This is a genomic window from Bellilinea sp., assembly GCF_053501535.1.
Genome location: NZ_JBRCOK010000095.1, coordinates 25,079 through 43,980, shown reverse-complemented (window position 1 = coordinate 43,980; position 18,902 = coordinate 25,079). Strand labels below are relative to the sequence as shown.

Below are 18,902 nucleotides of genomic sequence, written 5' to 3'. Positions count from 1 at the left end.
CAATTAGCCGATCATTTTGGTTTTCGCCTAGAATATTTGGAAGTGGATACGTATGGGATGGTTGATCCTGATGATCTGCGAAGAAAGATTGACCAGGATGTGGCTATCGTATCGGTGATTTATGGAAACAATGAAATTGGCAGCATCAACCCGGTAGAGGAATTGGGGCAGATTTGCAGGGCAAACGAAATACCATTTCATACAGATGCCGTACAGGCAGCAGCTCACCTTTCAATGAAAGGACTCGGTAACTGGTGCGATCTGGCATCCTTCGGGGCGCACAAGTTTTATGGGCCAAAAGGAGTGGGGGCTTTATTTATTCGGAAAGGCACATCTATCCTGCCAATACAAACCGGCGGTGGGCAGGAATTTGGATTGCGCGCAGGCACACAGAATGTTCCCTACATTGTCGGAATGGCAAAGGCCTTTGAGCTGGCTCAAATGGAATTGCAAAATATGCAACCCTTCCTGATGCAATTGCGGGATAAGATTATTGTCTCGGTGCAAGAATTTATTAAAGGGGCGTATTTAACTGGGCATCCTGTTGATCGGTTGAGCAATCACGCCAGTTTTGTTTTCGAAGGGGTGGATGGCAACCAATTGCTGATTCACCTTGATGCTGCTGGTTTTGCATGCTCATCCGGCTCTGCCTGTAAGACTGGTGATCCCAAACCCTCGCATGTGTTGTTGGCGATGGGCATTTCTTCACAATTAGCGCTGGGTTCTTTGCGGGTTACGGTGGGAAAATATACAACTCCTGATGAGGTCGAAAACTTTGTCAACTCCTTACCGGTGGTAATTCAAAACTTTAGAAAGTTGAATGAAGGAATTGGGAAGCGTTGAAGATGAAGGGTGCGACAGTTGCGGTAGCGATGAGCGGCGGAGTAGATAGTTCGGTTGCGGCAGCTTTACTCGTGGAGCAGGGCTTTCAGGTATTTGGGGTAATGTTAAGGTTGTGGAGCGAGCCGGGCAAAGAGGAGAGCAATCGCTGTTGTACACCCGATGCAATGGCACAGGCCCGGCGTGTTGCAGCGCAGTTAAAAATCCCTTTTTACGCGGTAAATGCCCAAGAAATTTTCAGACAGGTAGTTGTAGAGCATTTTTTTGAGGGGTATCGGACGGGTATTACTCCAAATCCGTGTCTCCTTTGTAACCGGTTCATCCGCTGGGATTATTTGTTGAAACATGCCCAGGCAATGGGTGCTGAGAAGATGGCTACCGGACATTATGCCAGACTTCGTGTAGCCAATAATGGGCTTGTGAAACTTCTTAAAGGTCTGGATGAGAATAAGGATCAATCCTATGTATTGAGTGTTTTAGGTCAGGATCAATTACAGCATACCCTATTGCCTGTAGGGGAGTTCACGAAGCTGCAAGTACGTCAAATGGCCAGAGAGTTTGGTTTGCCTGTTGCAGAAAGGCAAGACAGTCAGGATCTGTGTTTCCTTGCCGGTCAAGATTATCGGGATTTTCTTCGAAAGCACGCGCCTGATGTTATTCGTCCGGGAAAGGTAATAACGACCGAGGGCCGGGTGGTGGGAGAGCATCAGGGATTAGGGTTTTACACAATCGGTCAGCGGAAGGGCTTAGGGATACAGGCTCCTCGTCCCTTCTATGTTGTCGGTAAAAATGTCGAAGAAAATGTTTTGATCGTGGGTGAAGAATCGGAATTGCGCTTTGGCGGTTTAATTGCTGATGGTGTAAACTGGATAGCAGGAACACCACCCGCTTCCCAATTTCAAGCAGATGTCAAGATTCGCTATAAGGCACGCCTGGTTCCTTCTTCTATAGAGGTGATAGATACCCATACCATAAGGGTTCAATTTGAGCAATTCCTGCGAGATGTAACTCCCGGACAGCGAGCGGTATTGTACCATGGCGAGGAAGTTATTGGCGGAGGGATGATTCGCAAGGCGATTCCGGTTTTGAACGGAGAGGAGACATTCTCATGATTCTTCAATCTGTTTTATTTGGGATGGTTATCGCAACTTTATATGGGGCGGCGTTTCACCTCTGGCGAGGTGGGAGTTTCATGCGCTTTGGGCTTTATCTTGTTTTTGCCTGGACTGGTTTTTGGGGCGGTCATTGGCTGGGGAATCTGATTGGATGGGAATTTATAAAGGTAGGGCAATTGAATCTTGGGACAGCAACCATTGGAAGTATCATCGTTATGGGTATCGGATATTGGTTAAGCCTGGTGCAGGTTGAGCCAGAACGTAAGGCCGGGAAAAAATTGTGAGGGCACTTTGAGCTGGAATTTACACGGTACAACCGTCAACGATGGAGATCTAGCCCAATTGGTTGGGCTTCGCCATAAGAGTTTCATTGTAAGAGTAAAACAAGGCGGTGAGTTGCAGACTCATCGAGGGGTTGTTAAATTTGATGACATCATCGGTAAACCATGGGGCAGCCGAATCAGAAGTCACATGGGAAATCCCTTTTATGTATTGCAGCCTGCACTGGGAGACTTGCTTAAAGAATTACCTCGAAATACACAAATCCTTTATCCAAAAGATATTGGTTTTATTCTTGTTCAAATGGGTATTGGAGAAGGACAGGTTGTTCTTGAGGCTGGTACGGGTTCGGGATCGTTGACTTCAGCAATGGCATTTGCGGTTGGCAGTCGGGGAAAAGTGATTACCTATGAAGCCAGGGAAGAAATGCAAAAACTGGCACGAAAGAACATCAGTCGCCTGGGGCTTGAAGAACGGGTTGACTTTAAGTTAAGAGAACTGACTCAGGAGCAAGGATTTGATGAGGAGGGGGTGGATGCACTATTTCTTGATTTGCCCAACCCCTATAATTACATTCATCATGCCCGAAAAGCACTGAAGATGGGCGGTTTTTTCGGTTGTATTCTGCCAACAGCCAATCAGGTATCAAAATTATTACTGGCATTGAGACAATTTGATTTTGCGTTTGTGGATGTTTGTGAAGTGTTGTTGCGTTATTACAAACCTGAACCGGACCGCCTTCGACCGGTTGACCGAATGGTTGCTCACACCGGATTTTTAATTTTTGCCCGTCCGGTTCTGATTGAAAATGGTGACGAGCAAATTAATGAACTGGAAGAAACTGACGAATTGGAAAATGATAGCGAAGACTGATTTGTTGGTGATTTGGCCCAAATGGAAATTTCATTAACAGCCGAAAAAATTAAAAGTTTGCTAAACTACAGGGCGGAACTTCCAAAAATAAATCCCACTGGTAAGGGAAAACAGGCGGCAGTCTTAGTGCCTTTGATCCTGGACCAAAATAAATGGAGCGTGCTGTTTACCCGCAGGTCCGAATCAGTTAATGATCATAAAGGGCAGGTTTCGTTCCCTGGCGGAGCAATTGAGCCTTCCGATGAGAGCCCAATTACGACTGCTTTGCGAGAAGCATATGAAGAAATCGGTTTGAAACCAGAGTATGTCCATGTTTTGGGTGCAATGCATCCCCACGAATCGGTAACCGGTTACATCATTTTTCCTGTCGTTGCACAGATCGAATGGCCTTTTGTTCTTCAAATAAATCCTCAAGAAGTTAGCAGGGTTTTTACGATCCCATTAGACTGGCTTATCCGCAAAGAAAATTATCACATTCGTGACTGGCTTTCACCTTTTGGTATTCGTCAGGGTGTTGTATTTTACAGACCCTATGATGGCGAGCAATTATGGGGGATTTCCGCTCGCATCCTGTTAGATTTACTGGAAAAACTTGGCTTGATCCCCAACCAAACCTAAGAATCGGATGGTTTCAGGAAAAACTCAAGCTCATTAGCCTTTACGGGCTTGCTGAAATGGAAGCCTTGAATCATGTCGCAGTGAAACTTTCTTAAGATACTCAACTGTTGTTCGGTTTCAACACCTTCTGCGATGACACTCAAACCGAGACGATGTGCCATTTCGATCATGGATTGGATGATCAGGTCATTTTCTTTATGAATTCCAATTTGAGAGATGAAATTCTGGCCAATCTTGATGGTGTGAACGGGCAAGCGTTGAATTGTGCTCAAGGAAGAATAACCGGTTCCAAAATCATCAATCGAAATTTTTACACCCAATCCACGCAGCTCCCATAACATCGTTTCAAATTTCTCGAATTGAGAAAAATTTCGACTTTCGGTAATTTCAATGACCAATGAGGCGGGATCAAGTTGAGTTTGAAGAAGGGCATCTCGAACCATGGATGGTAGATCGGTCTGCTGAAATTGACGAGCCGAAAAATTTACCGAGACTTTCAGGTTTCTCATTCCAGCAGCTTGCCATTTTTTGAGCTGGGTACATGCCTCCCGCAAAACCCATTCTCCAATTGGCAGGATTAAACCGGTATCCTCGGCGAGGTCGATAAACTGATTGGGTAGAACTATACCATGTTGGGGGTGATTCCAACGGAGTAAGGCTTCAATATAAACTACCCTTTGTGTGAACGCATCTACAATGGGCTGATAATAGACAACCAGTTCACCTTTGGAAAGTGCCTGCCGTAAATTGGTTTCCAAATTCAACAAAGAGACAGCCTTTGCATGCATTATTTTGTCAAAAATCATATACGCATCCCCACCCTGGGCTTTTGCTTCGTACATGGCCGTATCGGCATCCCGCATCATGGCTTCGGGGGATTCTGTTTCGGGATTAGCCATGGCAACCCCAATGCTGCATGTGGTGAACACTTTATTTCCTTCAACAAGTACCGGGCGATTGACTTCTCTTTGAATGCGGTTGATGATTTGAATGATTTCGTAGGGATCGTGGAGGTCGCTGAGCAAGATAGCAAACTCATCTCCGCCCAGACGAGCAATGGTATCTTCAGCCCGAAGACAATTATCCAATCTCTGGGCTATTTCAACAATCATCTGATCGCCTATCCGATGCCCCAGACTGTCATTTACGATTTTGAACCGATCCAAATCCAATAACAGAATGGCAAAGGTGGGTTGTTCATGTCGTTTTGAACGCTTAATTGCCTGGTCAAGCCTTTCGATGAAAAGGATGCGGTTCGGCAATCCGGTCAGTCTGTCGTAAAGTGCTTGATGAACCAGTTGATCCTCGTTGACCTTTTGACGGGTGATGTCAGTCAAAGAGCCGGCAATGCGGTGTGGATTTCCGAATTCGCCTTTAACCGCCATTCCGCGTGCTAAAACCCACCGGAATTCGCCATCGCTGTGACGAATGCGATGTTCGCACTCAAAGTGGGGAATCAAACCAGACAAATGAGCTTCTAAATTCGATTTTAAATTGGGGAGGTCATCCTGATGAACCCGGGTAAACCACTCTTCGGGCGAGTCAGAGATTTCCTCGGGAGAAAAACCGAGTAATTTTTTCCAGCGGGGCGAGTAATAAATGCGATTGGCGAGCAAGTCCCAATCCCAGATACCATCATTCGCTCCTTCGGAGGCCAGTTTGTATCTTTCTTCACTTATTTTCAAGGCAGTTTCCGAGGTTCGTTGTTGGGTTACATCGTTGAAAATACCAACAATATATTGAGGCTGCTGATTTTCATTCTTAATTAGCGAAGCTGAAATTTTCAAAATCAATTTACTTCCATGCGGAGTCATTGCCGTGAATTCATCTTCCAATGAATTAGCAGAAGCAATGATTTCATCGAAGTATCGAATAGCGCGTTTCTGATCTTCCGGGACGATAAATTCCAGGGCATTTTTTCCGATGATTTCATCCTTGGACTGAACTCCCAGCAAGGAGATTAAAGCCGAATTACAATCAATGAAGTTCCCGTTCAGATCGGTCAATACAATTGCATTCGGTGAATATTCAAAAATACTTTTGACTAGTTCGTGTTGCTTTCGCTGTTCCGTTTCTGATTGCTTAATCAGAATAGCATTGGCAAGATGTGGAGCAACGAAGGTCAGAAATTGCAGGTCTTCCTGAGTGTAGCGGACATCATGCTGATAACTTTGTACTGCCATTGCTCCAATAATTACTTGCCGGGCAAGGAGAGGTACCCCTAACCAGTCTATTGAAGGCGCGCCAATTGATTCTACTTCACCGGTTTTGACGAGTGCTTCGAAAATTTCTGGAGTCACCAGAAGCGGTGTTTTTCGACGAATTACATAATCAGTCAATCCTCTGCCAAGCGGCTGGGGTGGAGGAGGGGAATCAAATTCATCGACATAGTAGGGGAAAGAAATCTGGTTTTGATCAGGATTATAGAGCGCTACATAAAAGTTGCTGGCAGGCATAATTTGATTGATGATCTGATGGAATTCCACTAACAATTCCGATAGGTCTTTGCTGGACGCAACACTTTCGGAAATCTTGACGAGCGCCTCCTGCATTTTTTGCCACTTAAACTGCTGGGTTAGATCTTTTATGATTGCAATCGTTACCGTACCAAGATTTTTATCTTCAATATTTTTTAGTCGCATTTCAAGGTGGCAGTATTGTTTGCCGATTTTGAAATTTCTCAATCGGATAATGCTGCCGCTCCGAGAAGTAATCACATCACGACTAGAAGGAGCAAAGAAAAACAATCGCTCGAGGAGGTTTTCGTCAACCGATTCTCCAGAAAACAGATCAACTACTTTGTGATTAAAGCCAATGAGTTTTTTGTTGGATGGCGAAAAGATCAAAACAGCATCATCACTTACTTTTAGGAGCAGATCAATTAGGGTTGGGTACGGGCTTTGATGAGACATTTGTGAAAACCTAAAATATATATGATTTATGATGATTGTGAAGGTGCAAGGATTGTGCCGTAATTTAAGCGGTTTAATAAAAGAGCAGCACAAAAATGGATTTGTGCTGCTCCAATTCCCGACAAAAAGAAGTGTCAGTCTTCGATTTCCTCTTCTTCCTTCTTGCCCCGTTCAATTACTTCTGGCTCGGAAATTTCTTCAGATACTTCCTCTTCGCTGATTTCTGGCGCAGCGCCGGTAACAATGACGACAACCTCATCGGGCTCGTTTAGAATTTCAATACTGCTGGGTACATTCAAATCCCGCACAAAAACGGCGTCGCCAATTTTTGTCAAACCGGATATATCCACAACAAACTTATCCGGCAAGTCCTGCGGAAGAGCTTCAACCTCAACCTCATCCAATTCCTGTACGATGACACCATTGAAATCTTTTACGGCAGGAGAGGTTCCACTAAGTTCAATGCCTACACTTGTTCGGATTTTTTCAGTCAACGAAACGACCTGGAAATCCACATGCAGCAAGGTGCCTTTGATAAAATCACGTTGCTTTTCGCGAACCAGAGTGGCAAATTCTTTTCCATCCAAATTGATAGTAATCAATTGAGAAGAAGAAGCATGGGCGAGTACCCGGCTGGCTTCACGTAACTCCATAAGAATTGGAGTGGAATCGATTTGATAGCCGTAGAGAATGCCGGGTAACTTGCCATCTCTTCGGAGTGCTCCGACTTTTTTGCCGGTCACCGATCGACGGGTTGCTTGAATTACGAGCTTTTCCATTTTTTATTTCCATCCTCGAGCGCCTCTCACCTTTATCAGGTTACCCTCGCTCTATAAATTAGAATATTGTGTTAGACAACCGAGGGGTTATTTTAGCCGTATGTTGGTGATCAGTCAAGGAAAATTCTATTCCTGACAATTCTAACGAAAGGGTATAAAGGTGTAAGGGATTTTTTTGAAAAATGGCGGAAATTTGTTCTTGACATATCCTATCAAAGGTGCTATAAAATTGCTATGTTTTTCCAGCCAATTACTAAGCGTAACCCAAAGAACCGAACCTACCCACAGGGAGCGGTTTTTGGCGCTTAGTGTTCATGGTTAACTCCATCTTTTTCAAGAACTAAAAACCCTCCCAAACCGGGAGGGTTTTTTATAACCCAACTCCATTAATTCTGGAGGTGTGAAATTACAAAAATATGTGATTGAAATTTGACAAAAAATATCATAATATAAATTATTCGACCAAAGGAGGCAGAAATGAGAAATCGATTATTAAGAATTGTTGTGATCAGCGTTGTTTTATTGGTCAGCGCATGTACGAGCCCTTCGGAAACGAACACACCCTCAACTGAAAGCGGAAATGTGACATCACCCGCGAGTCCGACCTCCCAAGCGGAAGGTTGTTTGGGTTCAGCAGAAACTGCAATTGTTGATTTGGGCTGCCGTAAAGTTACTATTGCCGTTGAAAACGCCTATCTTCCTTTCAACTATATCTCAATCCAAACGGGCGAACCGGGTGGATGGGATTACGATGCGTGGCGTGAAATATGTACCCGCTTGCATTGTGAGCCTGTTTTCGTTGAAGCCGCTTGGGATGGGATGATTCAGGCGGTTTCTGACGGCCAGTATGATGTTGCTGCGGATGGTATTACCAATACACCTGAACGGCAGAAAATTGTGGATTTTTCAATTGGTTATATCCAGATTCAACAACGGCTGCTAGTGCGCAAAGGGGAGAACCGCTTTTCAAGCATTGAGGAGTTTGCCCAGAACGATTCCCTGATTATGGGCACACAGGTCAGCACCACAAATTACGAAACTGCGGTTAAGTTTTTACCCGAATCACGGATCAAGGCTTTTGAACAATTTCCATTTGCCATTCAGGCCTTACTCGCTGGTGACGTGGATGCAGTTATCATTGATGAGATTGTTGGAATGGGTTATTCGGGTCAAAACGCAGAAAAGTTGGAATTGATCGGTCCTTCGATTTCCAGTGATGAGCTTGGGTTTGTTTTTCCAAAAGGCAGCGAACTGGTCGAGCCGGTAAATAAAGCCCTGGAATCCATGAAATTGGATGGCACCCTGGATGCTTTGAACGAAAAATATTTTGGACCATCGTTCAGCTTAACCGAAGAAGACATTAAATGATTCGGGATTTGGGGGCTTTGGCTGTTACCCCATTTGGGTGATGGCCAAAGCCCACGAGAGGAAACAGGTATGGCGGTGAAAGAAACTCTAGAAGCGAAACAACATATTGCTTCTCCGTCATTGGCTGGGACGGACTTTAAGGAAAAACTCCGTCTTTTCCCATGGTGGATTATTGGGTTGGTGGGTGTTTTTGTGTTAACAGCTCATCTCATTCTGACTCGCCCCAGTTATCAGGACGCTTTTAATTTTATCCGTGCTGGAATTGGGGTTACGGTTCAGACTACGCTGATTGCGTACGGGCTGGCATTAATTCTTGGTTTGTTGACCGGTTTGGGGCGCATTTCACATAATGTTGTGATTCAAAATTTAGGAACGTTATATGTGGAACTGATTCGTGGCGTACCAATGCTGGTGTTGATATTTTTTATTGCCTTTGTTGGTGTTCCTGCCGGGGTCAGTCTACTGAATCGCCTTGGTGAATGGTTTTTGCAGTTGGGATTACTTTTTATTGCCCAGCCGCTGATCCAGATTGAAAATAATGCCGTCCCCATGACTACCCGGGCTATCATTGCCCTCTCAGTGACCTACGGAGCATTTCAGGCGGAGATTTTCAGGGCTGGGATCCAATCCATCGGGCGCGGTCAGATGGAAGCGGCTCGCGCACAGGGGATGACTTACTGGCAGGCGATGCGCTATATCATACTACCGCAAGCAATTCGGAATGTTCTGCCGGCTCTTGGCAACGATTTCGTATCAATGCTGAAGGATTCGTCACTTGTTTCTGTACTGGCCGTGAGAGATATCACTCAAATTGCCAAATTATATGCCGGCAGGTCTTTTCAATATCAGGAGGCCTACGTAACGCTGGCTGTGCTATATCTGATGATGACGGTGGTCTTGTCGGCTCTGGTCAAATGGCTCGAAAGAAGGGTGAGGCAAGATGAACGAAGCTCATGAAATGATTCAGGTAATCAATCTTAGAAAAAGGTTTGGGCGTTTGGTGGCTTTAGATGGAGTTAATTTGACTGTTCGCAAAGGCCAGGTCATCGTCATTATTGGCCCAAGCGGCTCTGGAAAATCCACCTTGTTGAGATGCATTAATCATCTTGAAACGCCTACAGAAGGTGAAATATGGATTGAGCGGCAAAAGATTACCGGCAATCAAAAACAATTGAATTCTATTCGTTCGCAAATTGGAATGGTATTTCAGCACTTCAACCTTTACCCACATTTAACCGTTTTAGAGAATGTAACGCTGGCGCAAAGAATTGTGCGAAAAATTCCAAAATCCCAAGCCGAACGGATTGCTATGCAACACCTTGAACGAGTAGGAATTGCCGATAAAGCGCGTTTCTACCCAGCTCAACTTTCGGGTGGGCAGCAGCAACGGGTGGCAATTGCCCGCGCACTTGCTCAAGATCCGAAGATCATGTTGTTCGACGAGCCTACCAGTGCGCTTGACCCGGAAATGATTAAAGAGGTGCTGGATGTCATGCTGGCGCTGGCTGATGATGGGATAACCATGGTTGTTGTGACTCATGAAATGGGATTTGCCCGCGCAGCAGCAGATGAGATAATTTTTATGGATTACGGAAAAATTGTTGAACGGGCTACGCCGGAGAGATTCTTTAATCAGCCGGCGCACGAGCGCAGCCGAGCATTTCTTTCACAAATCTTGAGTCATTAAGGATAGGAGGGGATGGATTCGATATGAAAATCAGAGAGAAAATCCGAGAACAAATACCGCAATGGATGGAACGCATTCAGCGCTTGAAAAAGGATCATAGTGATTTTGTAGTCGGGGAAGTTACGATTGAGCAGATCCTGAGCGGTATTCGCGGCGTGCAAATCAGTATCAGCGATATTTCATATGTGGATCCCTATGAGGGAATTCGTTTGCGAGGTTATACAATCCCTCAAGTTTTGTCGTTATTACCCAAAGCGAAAAATTCTGAAATGCCGTTGGCAGGCGGGTTGTATTATTTGTTGTTGACGGGTGAATTACCCAATCGGGATGAAGCCGAAGAAGTCGAAGACATCTGGCGAAGCCGTTCGGATGTTCCGCAATATGTATGGGATGTCATTCGCGCAATGCCGCGTGAAACCCATCCAATGACGCTGTTCAGTCAGGCAATCATGGCGCTTCAGCCACAATCCCTTTTTGCAAAAGCCTACCTTGAGGGGCTGCCAAAGTCGCAATATTGGGAATATTATTTGGAGGACAGCCTGAACCTGACCGCAAAAATTCCGAAAATTGCTGCCTTTATTTTCTGCTGGAAGTATAAAAATGGGGAGATTGAATCGCCCGATCCAGATTTGGATTGGAGCGCCCGTTTTGCCCAAATGATTGGAAAAGGAGCGGACAGGCAATATCAGGAATTAATGCGTTTGTATTTGGTCATCCACTCCGATCACGAAGGAGCCAATGTCAGTGCACACACCTCTCATCTGGTCAGTTCAGCACTTTCGGATATCTACCTGTCTTCTGCTGCGGGTATGAACGGATTGGCGGGCCCTTTGCATGGGCTTGCTAATCAGGAGTGTATTCGTTGGCTAATCAATGTGTATGAAGTCTTTGGAAGATTGCCTTCCGATGAGGAATTAGAAGGATATATTCGCACTCAATTATCTGCAGGATATGTGATTCCGGGTTATGGACATGCTGTTCTGCGGGTGACGGACCCGCGATTTACAGCTCAAATGGAGTTTGCGGAACGCTATCTACCCAACGATCCATTGTTTCAACTAGTCAAACAGGTTTACCGGTTAGCGCCTTCGATTTTGGGAGAGAATGGAAAAATCAAGAATCCCAGACCAAATGTGGATGCAATCAATGGTTGTCTGCAGTATTATTACGGAGTGCGGGAAGTTGATTTTTATACTGTTCTGTTTGGTGTGAGCCGTATACTTGGCTTGACTGCTCATGCAGTTTGGGCGCGCGCATTAGGTAAGCCGATCGAGCGTCCGAAGTCATTGACTACCCGTATGTTAGAAGAACGCGTAGGAATTATTCAAACCGAGCCGTAAAATTCAACGGTTAAACTTATCAGGCGAGGAAAAAAATGGAAGCTTTAACTTATCAAATGTATGACGGCAAAGTTGTATTGCGATTGCGGGGAAAGATTTGTGAGAACTCGGAAGAACTGTTAACAAGTTCTCTTTTTCGGGATGTGTTATGGGATTTTATTCGCAACTTGCAAAAAAGGGAATCCCGCTTTTTGAATATCTTCCCAAATCGTCAGGTTTCCGAAAAAGCGGTCACGGAGTTGATCGACACCTTTCGCTTTTTGGTCAAGTTACCGGCTGAGCTGGTGATCAAGGTGCATGAGCCAGCAAAAAAATTCTTAACAGACAAAGACCTCATATATGACTTTGTGGAGAATTTATATAATTACTGGCGCAGTCTGCACCGGGTTCTGATCTGTGATCGAACCCTGGATGAGATGGACCGGCGTCCTTACAGGACTTTTGCAGAAACGGTGGAACGCTTAATGCATGTGGTGCGGAGTACCTACCGGGACATTCAAGAAAACATTACCGGCACTCACCCGCGTGTGTATCGGCAGGTCAGCGCTGGGGTTGAAATTGGAGCGATTGCTTTGCCGGCGCCTATACCTTATCCGAACGGCGATTATGCAGCTTTAAAAAATATATCTCTTATCCGACAAATCATGATTTATCCGCCGATGATTTTTAACTCACCTTCCAATAAGAGAAAGGGAATCTTCGAGCGTGTGAATTTCAATCCGGTGCGAGGATTGCATCTGGATCCAGAAGAATGGGTGTGTTATCCGGCTAAAGTGGGTGATCTGATTATTATGATTTATTTTTCAATGCGCTTTTTTGAATTGGGTTTCTCGCTGTGTAATCTCTTTGAGCTAGCGGAGAGCGATCAAATTCTTCAACAACCAGATGCAGTTTATTTGTTTGGCGTTCCGGAGATTCCCGGTTTATTGGAAGGACAAAGTCAGACCATCTTTTATGACGATGAAGAAAATCACATGCTGGTGGCTGCTATACCATATCGTGAGGAATTTGGCTATTTCGGCTATCTCAAAAAGATGGTACTTACCCTTCACAATATCATTGTGATGAAGAGAGGGCGGCTGCCATATCATGGGGCTTATTTCCATATTCGGATGCGCACGGGTAAAGAATCAAATGTTCTGATCATTGGTGATACAGGCGCCGGTAAATCTGAAACGTTGGAGGCTTTGCGTCAAATTGCAGGAGACGATGTGGAAGAATTAATTCCCATTGCGGATGATATGGGTTCCCTCCAGATTGATCCAAACGGGAAGGTGTTGGGGTATGGAACCGAGATTGGCGCATTTGTTCGGCTGGATGACCTGCAATCCGGCTATGCATGGGGACAAATTGACCGAACGATCATCATGAACCCGGATCAGACGAATGCCCGCGTGGTCATTCCGATTACCACCTATGATGAGGTAATGCGCGGCTATCCTGTTGATATTCTGTTGTACGCCAATAACTACGAAGTCGTTGATCAGGATTACCCGATTATCCGCCGTTTTGAAAATGCCCAAGATGCCCTCGAAGTCTTCCGTTCCGGGGCTGTGATGAGCAAAGGAACCACCAACACCAAAGGACTGGTGCACAGTTACTTCGCCAATATCTTTGGCCCACCCCAATATCAGGATTTACATGAGGAGCTGGCTGTTTGTTATTTCGATCAGTTGTTTAAGCAGAATGTTTTTGTTGGAGAATTGAGAACGCAATTGGGTGTGCCCGGTAAGGAACATGAAGGGCCCATTCTGGCTGCCCGCGCCTTGTTGGACCTGATCTCGTAATACCCGAACAAGAATGAATTATCAACGCGTCGTGATAAAAGTAGGATCTTCTACCCTGACAGCTGGGGGAAGGCACATTTCACTCCCGCGGGTTGTGGATCTTGTCAAGGCGCTCTGTCAGTTGAAGCAGAGCGGTGTGCAGGTTTTACTGGTTTCTTCGGGAGCAATTGTTGCAGGCAGAGAGGCATTGGGTTTCCCAGAATTACCAAAATTTATTCCTGCCAAACAAATGCTGGCTGCAATTGGACAACCCCGTCTGATGGAGATGTACGAGCGCTTTTTTGCCATTTATGAGGAAAAGGTGGCGCAGGTATTGCTTACAAGAGCAGATTTAACTGACAGAAGACGTTACTTGAACGCCCGCAGCACCCTCGAAGCATTACTCAGCCAATCGGTAATTCCCATAATCAATGAAAACGACACCGTAGCAACCGAGGAGATCCGCTTTGGAGATAACGATAACCTCTCTGCCCAGGTAGCCAGCCTGATTGAGGCGGATTTACTCATTTTACTGACTGACCAGGATGGCGTATATGATCAAGATCCGCGGCAAAATCCACAGGCTAATCTCTATCATCGAGTGGACAGTAGTGAAATACCGTCTTCCATGTGGGCGGCAGCCGGCGGAAGTGTAAGTGGAGTTGGCACGGGTGGAATGCTTACCAAACTTCAGGCCGCAGATCTGGCAAGGCGATCGGGTTGTGCGGTAGTGATTGCATCGGGTACCGATCCATTTAATATTATGCGTATAGCCAATAACGAATCAACAGGTACATTTTTTTCACCTATTTCCAATAAAATCGAAGCAAGAAAACGTTACATATTGACTGCCGGAAGGCGCAACGGGCAGATCTTTATAGATGCGGGTGCAGAAAAAGCGCTTTTACGGGGAAGAAGTTTGCTGCCGATTGGTATTACCGGCGTAGCAGGGGATTTTGAGCGAGGGGATGCGGTTGAAATTGTATGCGGGCAGGAAAAACTGGTCGCAATGGGCATCACTAATTACACGGCGCGAGATTTGGGGCAATTGATTGGACGTCAATCTTTTGAAATCGAGTCCATTTTAGGGTATACCTATGGAGATGAGGTTGTCCATCGAAATAATCTGGTGATGATTCAATCTGCCGAGAGGAATTGTGATGATTGACTTAAGTGTAATTGGAAGAAATGCCAAAACCAGTGCAAGATCTCTTTCGATAGCTTCTTCCCGCCAACGAAATGATGTTTTGCTGGAAATTGGTCAATTGCTAATAGAAAACGAGGCGAAAATTTTAGCAGCCAATGCCAGAGATGTTGAAAGCGCTTCGCAGCAGAAACTTTCCGAAGCGATGATTGACCGTTTATTGATCACACCTTCACGGCTGCGTGGAATGGCAGCCGATATTCAAAAGATTGTAGAGCTACCCGATCCAATCGGTGAGGTTTTTGAACAACAAACGTTGCCAAACGGACTGAGGGTTCACAAACAACGTGTTCCCATAGGAGTATTGGGGGTTATTTATGAATCCAGACCAAATGTAACTATAGATGTATCCTGCCTGGCGCTGAAATCTGGAAATGCGGTTATATTAAGAGGAGGTAGTGAAACGATCGAAAGTAACCGAACGCTCGTGGAAATCATTCAGCAAGCGTTAGACCGGCATCGTTTGCCACTTCATTCAGTTCAATTTATTGACAGCCCTGAGCGCCGCTATGTCCTAGACTTGCTTAAATTACATACTTATGTGGACTTAATTATTCCACGCGGTGGTGCAAAACTACATCAATTTTGCAAGGAGAATAGTCAGATACCGGTAATCACCGGTGGTGTCGGAATTTGTCACTTGTTTGTGGATGAAACTGCCAATATTGAAAAAGCGGTTGAAGTAATTTACAATGCCAAAGTGCAGCGCCCGACGGTGTGTAACGCCCTGGATACTTTACTGGTGCATCACAAAGTAGCAGATACTCTTTTACCCAGGGTATTCAACCGGTTAAGCGAAGCTGGTGTTTTCTTTCGATTAGATCAATCCGTATTTGAAAAGCTTGACCTGAAAATGTCTGATCAGTTTCAACCGGCTCAATCCGGAGATTTTGATACAGAATGGTTGTCTCTGGTAATGGGTGTAAAAATTGTGGCCAACCTTGATGAAGCCATCCAACACATTGAGGAACATTCAACTGCTCATTCTGATGGTATTCTGTCTGAAAATCCAGAAAATATCGATATATTTGTTAACCGGGTTGATTCTGCAGCAGTATATGTCAATGCCAGTACCCGGTTTACGGATGGGGGACAGTTGGGTTTAGGCGCTGAAGTGGCTGTTTCCACTCAAAAATTGCACGCGCGCGGTCCAATGGGTTTGCGGGAATTAACAACCTACAAATGGGTTATCATGGGTAATGGTCATGTTCGCGAGTAATTGTTCCAAACCAGATTGTTCCAAATCTTGGGTATAAAAACAATCCGAGAAAAGCCTGACCAAAAAAATAAATGGGAAACAGAAAAAACATTTCCTGCACATCATTTGGGGAGAGCGGTTTGCTGGTTGTTTTTGGAAACGGGATTAATTTGGAAATCAACCAGCGAGTTCACCTCCTGGCAGAATGGGTAAAAAAGGCAAATTTGCCCGGTGTTATTGAGGTAATTCCTGCTTATGCTTCAGTCCTCATTGGTTTTGATCCATTTCAGATTGAATATGATGCTTTGCATAGATTGATCATGGAATATGAAGAAGGACAGATGGAGCCGCTTTTATACCGCTCTGAAAAGTTAATTGAGATTCCTACAATTTATGGAGGCGAGCATGGCCCAGATCTGGAGTTTGTTGCACAATACAATCACCTCTCACCCGATGATGTCATCCGGCTGCACAGCGAGGCAGAATACAGGGTGTTCATGATGGGGTTTAGTCCTGGGTTTCCCTATCTTGGCGGCATGAATCCGGCAATTGCTGTACCCCGCCTTTCCTCACCACGCACCAGAGTACCTGCCGGCTCGGTGGGTATTGCCGGCGAGCAAACCGGTATTTATCCGATCGATTCAGCCGGTGGGTGGCGCTTGATTGGATGGACTCCGTTGAGGTTGTTTGATCCCTGTGCCGAACCACCTTTTTTGCTTGAGCCGGGTGACAGGTTGCGATTTATTCCAATTTTGCGGGATCAGATGGAAAATGATTGAAATTTTGGATGGGGGTTATTTCTCATCAATCCAGGACTTAGGAAGGGTAGGGTGGGGGCAATACGGGGTGCCGCGAAGCGGTGCCATGGATGAATTTGCTCTGCGGGCAGCCAATCGGTTGGTGGGAAATTCCGATGAAAGCGCTGGAATTGAAGTCGGAATAGGCGGTATTCAATTTCGAGCATTACAAAATATGATAATCGCAGTGTGTGGATGGGGTTTTTCGGTTTGGGTAAATGAGAATAAGATGGATCTATGGCAATCATTTCGCCTTCGTGAAGGTCAAACAGTGCGTATAGACCACGTTGGTGGTGGAATGTGGGCAGTGGTTGCAATTCAAGGGGGGATTGACGTGAAACGCATCATGGATTCACGTTCAACCTCGTTGCTGGGTGGTTTTGGTGGTTGGCAAGGAAGATTGTTAAAAGAAAAGGACTGCCTGCCAATTGGCGAAACTCTTAACAAAACCGTACAAGAGCCGGTGCGTATCTTGCCCCAAAACGCAATACCACCATATTGTGACAATTTATGCTTACGAGCAGTGGTTGGACCACATTTGGATTTGCTGGGAAACGAAGCTGATCGCCAGTTTTTCCAGCAGACTTTCACTGTCTCTTCATCTTCAAATCGTACCGGTTACCGGCTGCAAGGTGAATCGTTGAGAGTGAAATTTAACGGAGAGATGATCTCTTTTGGGATGCTTCCAGGAGCGATTCAAATACCGCCAAGTGGTGAGCCAATTGTAATGATGGCTGATGCCCCAACCAGTGGCGGATATCCGGTCATAGCGGTAGTAATCCGCGCAGATTTACCTTTGTTGGCACAGGCTGAACCGTTCAAGAGTCGTATTCAATTTAAACCCGTTTCTGTGAGGATTGCCCGTGAAGCCTATGTGGAAATGATCAAAAGACTGGATTATATTCAAGAAATAGATCAATTTATTGAACCCTGGAATTGGGCAGGAGCAATTCAATGATAACTATTGATCTCAATTGCGACATGGGAGAAAGTTTCGGGCGCTACACACTTGGGTCGGACGAAGAATTAATGCCATATCTCAGCTCAATCAATCTTGCCTGCGGATTTCACGCAGGAGACCCGATGGTGATTCAGCAAACCGTCCAAACGGCGGTCAAATACAATTTAGCGGTTGGGGCTCATCCGGGCTACCCGGATTTACAGGGATTTGGTCGTCGTAAAATTGAAATGTCTCCAGAGGAAGTTGAAGCAATGGTTCTGTACCAGATAGGAGCTCTTTGGGGCTTTTTGCGGTCAGCTAGGATTGAGATGACACATGTAAAACCTCACGGCGCGCTGTATAATCAAGCGGCGCAGGAGGTACGCCTAGCCAATGCAATTGCCCGTTCTGTCCGACGTTTTAGCAAAGAGTTGATTCTGGTTGGTCTGGCCGGTTCAGCTTTGATTGAAGCCGGGTTGGAATGCGGTTTGAATGTGGCAAATGAAGGGTTTGTGGAGCGAGGCTATCAGGCCGACGGTCGTTTGGTGCCACGAGGAATGGAAGGGGCGGTCATTCATGATCTTATAATCGCTGCCCGGCAAGCGATACAATTAGCAATGGATGGAATAACTGTGCACAAGGGAGAAATGGCGATGAATGTAAAGATAGATACATTGTGTATACATGGAGATTCGCCAAATGCATTGGAAATTGTCAGGGCAGTCCGCTCAGCGCTGGAAGAGGCAGGGTATAAAATACAAAGACTTTCAGGCTGAGGCGGATTTTGGTAGGAAAAAACATAGCGTGGAGGGGGTAAAAAATCGAAAAACATTAATATCACCCAAGATAAGATCTATTATATTGGGATAAATTATTTTCTAAAATCATTGATTTTTATATTTTTTTGATTACCCGTAAGCCGGCCTTTCCAATTGTGCAACAAAAGAACACTGAAACAATATAATGGGCTCGTCTGGGGCAAATTGTCAATAATTGTGTTTTCATCCCCCTCCCCCTCTATAAAAAATACTTTTACAAAGTCTTTTCGATCCAATTCTTATAGTTCGTTTTGGATTTCTAATTATTTTTTTAGAATTTGTTTATAAAAGATTGACTGGCTTTTGTGCTGTTGTACAATTTTTATAGAGATAGTAAATTTTATTATTTTATACAAATTTAGGGATTG

The 18,902-nt window shown here is 45.1% G+C and carries 17 protein-coding genes; 15 read left to right on the top strand and 2 right to left on the bottom strand.

The annotated features are described in order from the left end of the window. From ACWIZX_RS09625 to ACWIZX_RS09605, 5 genes are all read left to right on the top strand, one after another. On the top strand, positions 1-843 hold an 843-nt coding region (locus ACWIZX_RS09625; protein ID WP_448335601.1), incomplete at its 5' end, for a cysteine desulfurase family protein. Positions 844-845: 2 nt separating this feature from the next. Further along, positions 846-1,952: a tRNA 2-thiouridine(34) synthase MnmA gene (gene mnmA, locus ACWIZX_RS09620; protein WP_448335600.1), complete on the top strand. Its 1,107-nt coding sequence runs from the start codon at positions 846-848 to the stop codon at positions 1,950-1,952. 80 nt (positions 1,953-2,032) lie between these two features. Further along, on the top strand, positions 2,033-2,239 hold the full coding sequence (locus ACWIZX_RS09615) for a hypothetical protein (RefSeq protein WP_322793596.1): 207 nt from the start codon (positions 2,033-2,035) through the stop codon (positions 2,237-2,239). A 7-nt stretch (positions 2,240-2,246) separates the two neighbouring features. Beyond that, positions 2,247-3,107 carry a tRNA (adenine-N1)-methyltransferase gene (locus ACWIZX_RS09610; RefSeq protein ID WP_448335599.1) on the top strand — a complete coding sequence of 287 codons (861 nt, stop codon included), beginning with the start codon at positions 2,247-2,249 and terminating at the stop codon, positions 3,105-3,107. Between the two features lie 21 nt (positions 3,108-3,128). Further along, a complete protein-coding gene (locus ACWIZX_RS09605; protein WP_448335598.1) occupies positions 3,129-3,725 on the top strand; it encodes a CoA pyrophosphatase in 597 nt (198 codons plus the stop codon). On the opposite strand, the gene ACWIZX_RS09600 is transcribed toward ACWIZX_RS09605, so the two are convergent. Continuing rightward, the gene (locus ACWIZX_RS09600; protein WP_448335597.1) at positions 3,722-6,637 is read right to left on the bottom strand and encodes a bifunctional diguanylate cyclase/phosphodiesterase; all 2,916 of its coding nucleotides are present in this window, start codon (positions 6,635-6,637) and stop codon (positions 3,722-3,724) included. The genes ACWIZX_RS09605 and ACWIZX_RS09600 overlap by 4 nt on opposite strands. Positions 6,638-6,771: 134 nt before the next feature. Further along, positions 6,772-7,416 carry a 50S ribosomal protein L25 gene (locus ACWIZX_RS09595; protein WP_322793592.1) on the bottom strand — a complete coding sequence of 215 codons (645 nt, stop codon included), beginning with the start codon at positions 7,414-7,416 and terminating at the stop codon, positions 6,772-6,774. Positions 7,417-7,893: 477 nt separating this feature from the next. On the opposite strand from ACWIZX_RS09595, the gene ACWIZX_RS09590 reads away from it, so the two are divergent. From ACWIZX_RS09590 to ACWIZX_RS09545, 10 genes are all read left to right on the top strand, one after another. Further along, positions 7,894-8,784 (top strand): substrate-binding periplasmic protein, encoded by an 891-nt coding sequence (locus ACWIZX_RS09590; protein WP_322793591.1) that lies wholly within the window; start codon positions 7,894-7,896, stop codon positions 8,782-8,784. 69 nt (positions 8,785-8,853) lie between these two features. After that, on the top strand, positions 8,854-9,741 hold the full coding sequence (locus ACWIZX_RS09585; protein ID WP_448335596.1) for an amino acid ABC transporter permease: 888 nt from the start codon (positions 8,854-8,856) through the stop codon (positions 9,739-9,741). A 1-nt stretch (position 9,742) separates the two neighbouring features. Beyond that, a complete protein-coding gene (locus ACWIZX_RS09580) occupies positions 9,743-10,471 on the top strand; it encodes an amino acid ABC transporter ATP-binding protein (RefSeq protein WP_448335595.1) in 729 nt (242 codons plus the stop codon). A gap of 23 nt (positions 10,472-10,494) precedes the next feature. Continuing rightward, entirely contained in the window at positions 10,495-11,811 is a 1,317-nt protein-coding gene (locus tag ACWIZX_RS09575) for a citrate (Si)-synthase (RefSeq protein WP_322793588.1), read from the top strand. Positions 11,812-11,846: 35 nt separating this feature from the next. Next, entirely contained in the window at positions 11,847-13,598 is a 1,752-nt protein-coding gene (locus ACWIZX_RS09570; RefSeq protein ID WP_448335594.1) for a phosphoenolpyruvate carboxykinase, read from the top strand. Positions 13,599-13,611: 13 nt separating this feature from the next. Further along, a complete protein-coding gene (proB, locus tag ACWIZX_RS09565; protein WP_448335593.1) occupies positions 13,612-14,745 on the top strand; it encodes a glutamate 5-kinase in 1,134 nt (377 codons plus the stop codon). Then, positions 14,741-16,000 carry a glutamate-5-semialdehyde dehydrogenase gene (locus tag ACWIZX_RS09560; RefSeq protein ID WP_448335604.1) on the top strand — a complete coding sequence of 420 codons (1,260 nt, stop codon included), beginning with the start codon at positions 14,741-14,743 and terminating at the stop codon, positions 15,998-16,000. The genes proB and ACWIZX_RS09560 overlap by 5 nt, the downstream gene beginning before the upstream one ends. Positions 16,001-16,071: 71 nt before the next feature. Continuing rightward, a complete protein-coding gene (gene pxpB / locus ACWIZX_RS09555; RefSeq protein WP_322792448.1) occupies positions 16,072-16,758 on the top strand; it encodes a 5-oxoprolinase subunit PxpB in 687 nt (228 codons plus the stop codon). Then, the gene (locus tag ACWIZX_RS09550) at positions 16,751-17,734 is read left to right on the top strand and encodes a 5-oxoprolinase subunit C family protein (RefSeq protein WP_322792447.1); all 984 of its coding nucleotides are present in this window, start codon (positions 16,751-16,753) and stop codon (positions 17,732-17,734) included. Before pxpB ends, ACWIZX_RS09550 begins: the two co-directional genes overlap by 8 nt. Further along, positions 17,734-18,492: a LamB/YcsF family protein gene (locus tag ACWIZX_RS09545; RefSeq protein ID WP_416181025.1), complete on the top strand. Its 759-nt coding sequence runs from the start codon at positions 17,734-17,736 to the stop codon at positions 18,490-18,492. The genes ACWIZX_RS09550 and ACWIZX_RS09545 overlap by 1 nt, the downstream gene beginning before the upstream one ends. Positions 18,493-18,902: the final 410 nt, after the last annotated feature.

What these genes read in the sequence shown, in the direction of transcription:
- mnmA (WP_448335600.1), top strand. Translation starts at nt 846, where the DNA reads ATGAAGGGTGCGACAGTTGCGGTAGCGATGAGCGGCGGAGTAGATAGT.
- ACWIZX_RS09615 (WP_322793596.1), top strand. Translation starts at nt 2,033, where the DNA reads ATGCGCTTTGGGCTTTATCTTGTTTTTGCCTGGACTGGTTTTTGGGGC.
- ACWIZX_RS09605 (WP_448335598.1), top strand. Translation starts at nt 3,129, where the DNA reads ATGGAAATTTCATTAACAGCCGAAAAAATTAAAAGTTTGCTAAACTAC.
- ACWIZX_RS09600 (WP_448335597.1), bottom strand. Translation starts at nt 6,637, where the DNA reads ATGTCTCATCAAAGCCCGTACCCAACCCTAATTGATCTGCTCCTAAAA.
- ACWIZX_RS09595 (WP_322793592.1), bottom strand. Translation starts at nt 7,416, where the DNA reads ATGGAAAAGCTCGTAATTCAAGCAACCCGTCGATCGGTGACCGGCAAA.
- ACWIZX_RS09590 (WP_322793591.1), top strand. Translation starts at nt 7,894, where the DNA reads ATGAGAAATCGATTATTAAGAATTGTTGTGATCAGCGTTGTTTTATTG.
- ACWIZX_RS09585 (WP_448335596.1), top strand. Translation starts at nt 8,854, where the DNA reads ATGGCGGTGAAAGAAACTCTAGAAGCGAAACAACATATTGCTTCTCCG.
- ACWIZX_RS09580 (WP_448335595.1), top strand. Translation starts at nt 9,743, where the DNA reads ATGATTCAGGTAATCAATCTTAGAAAAAGGTTTGGGCGTTTGGTGGCT.
- ACWIZX_RS09575 (WP_322793588.1), top strand. Translation starts at nt 10,495, where the DNA reads ATGAAAATCAGAGAGAAAATCCGAGAACAAATACCGCAATGGATGGAA.
- ACWIZX_RS09570 (WP_448335594.1), top strand. Translation starts at nt 11,847, where the DNA reads ATGGAAGCTTTAACTTATCAAATGTATGACGGCAAAGTTGTATTGCGA.
- proB (WP_448335593.1), top strand. Translation starts at nt 13,612, where the DNA reads ATGAATTATCAACGCGTCGTGATAAAAGTAGGATCTTCTACCCTGACA.
- pxpB (WP_322792448.1), top strand. Translation starts at nt 16,072, where the DNA reads ATGGGAAACAGAAAAAACATTTCCTGCACATCATTTGGGGAGAGCGGT.
- ACWIZX_RS09550 (WP_322792447.1), top strand. Translation starts at nt 16,751, where the DNA reads ATGATTGAAATTTTGGATGGGGGTTATTTCTCATCAATCCAGGACTTA.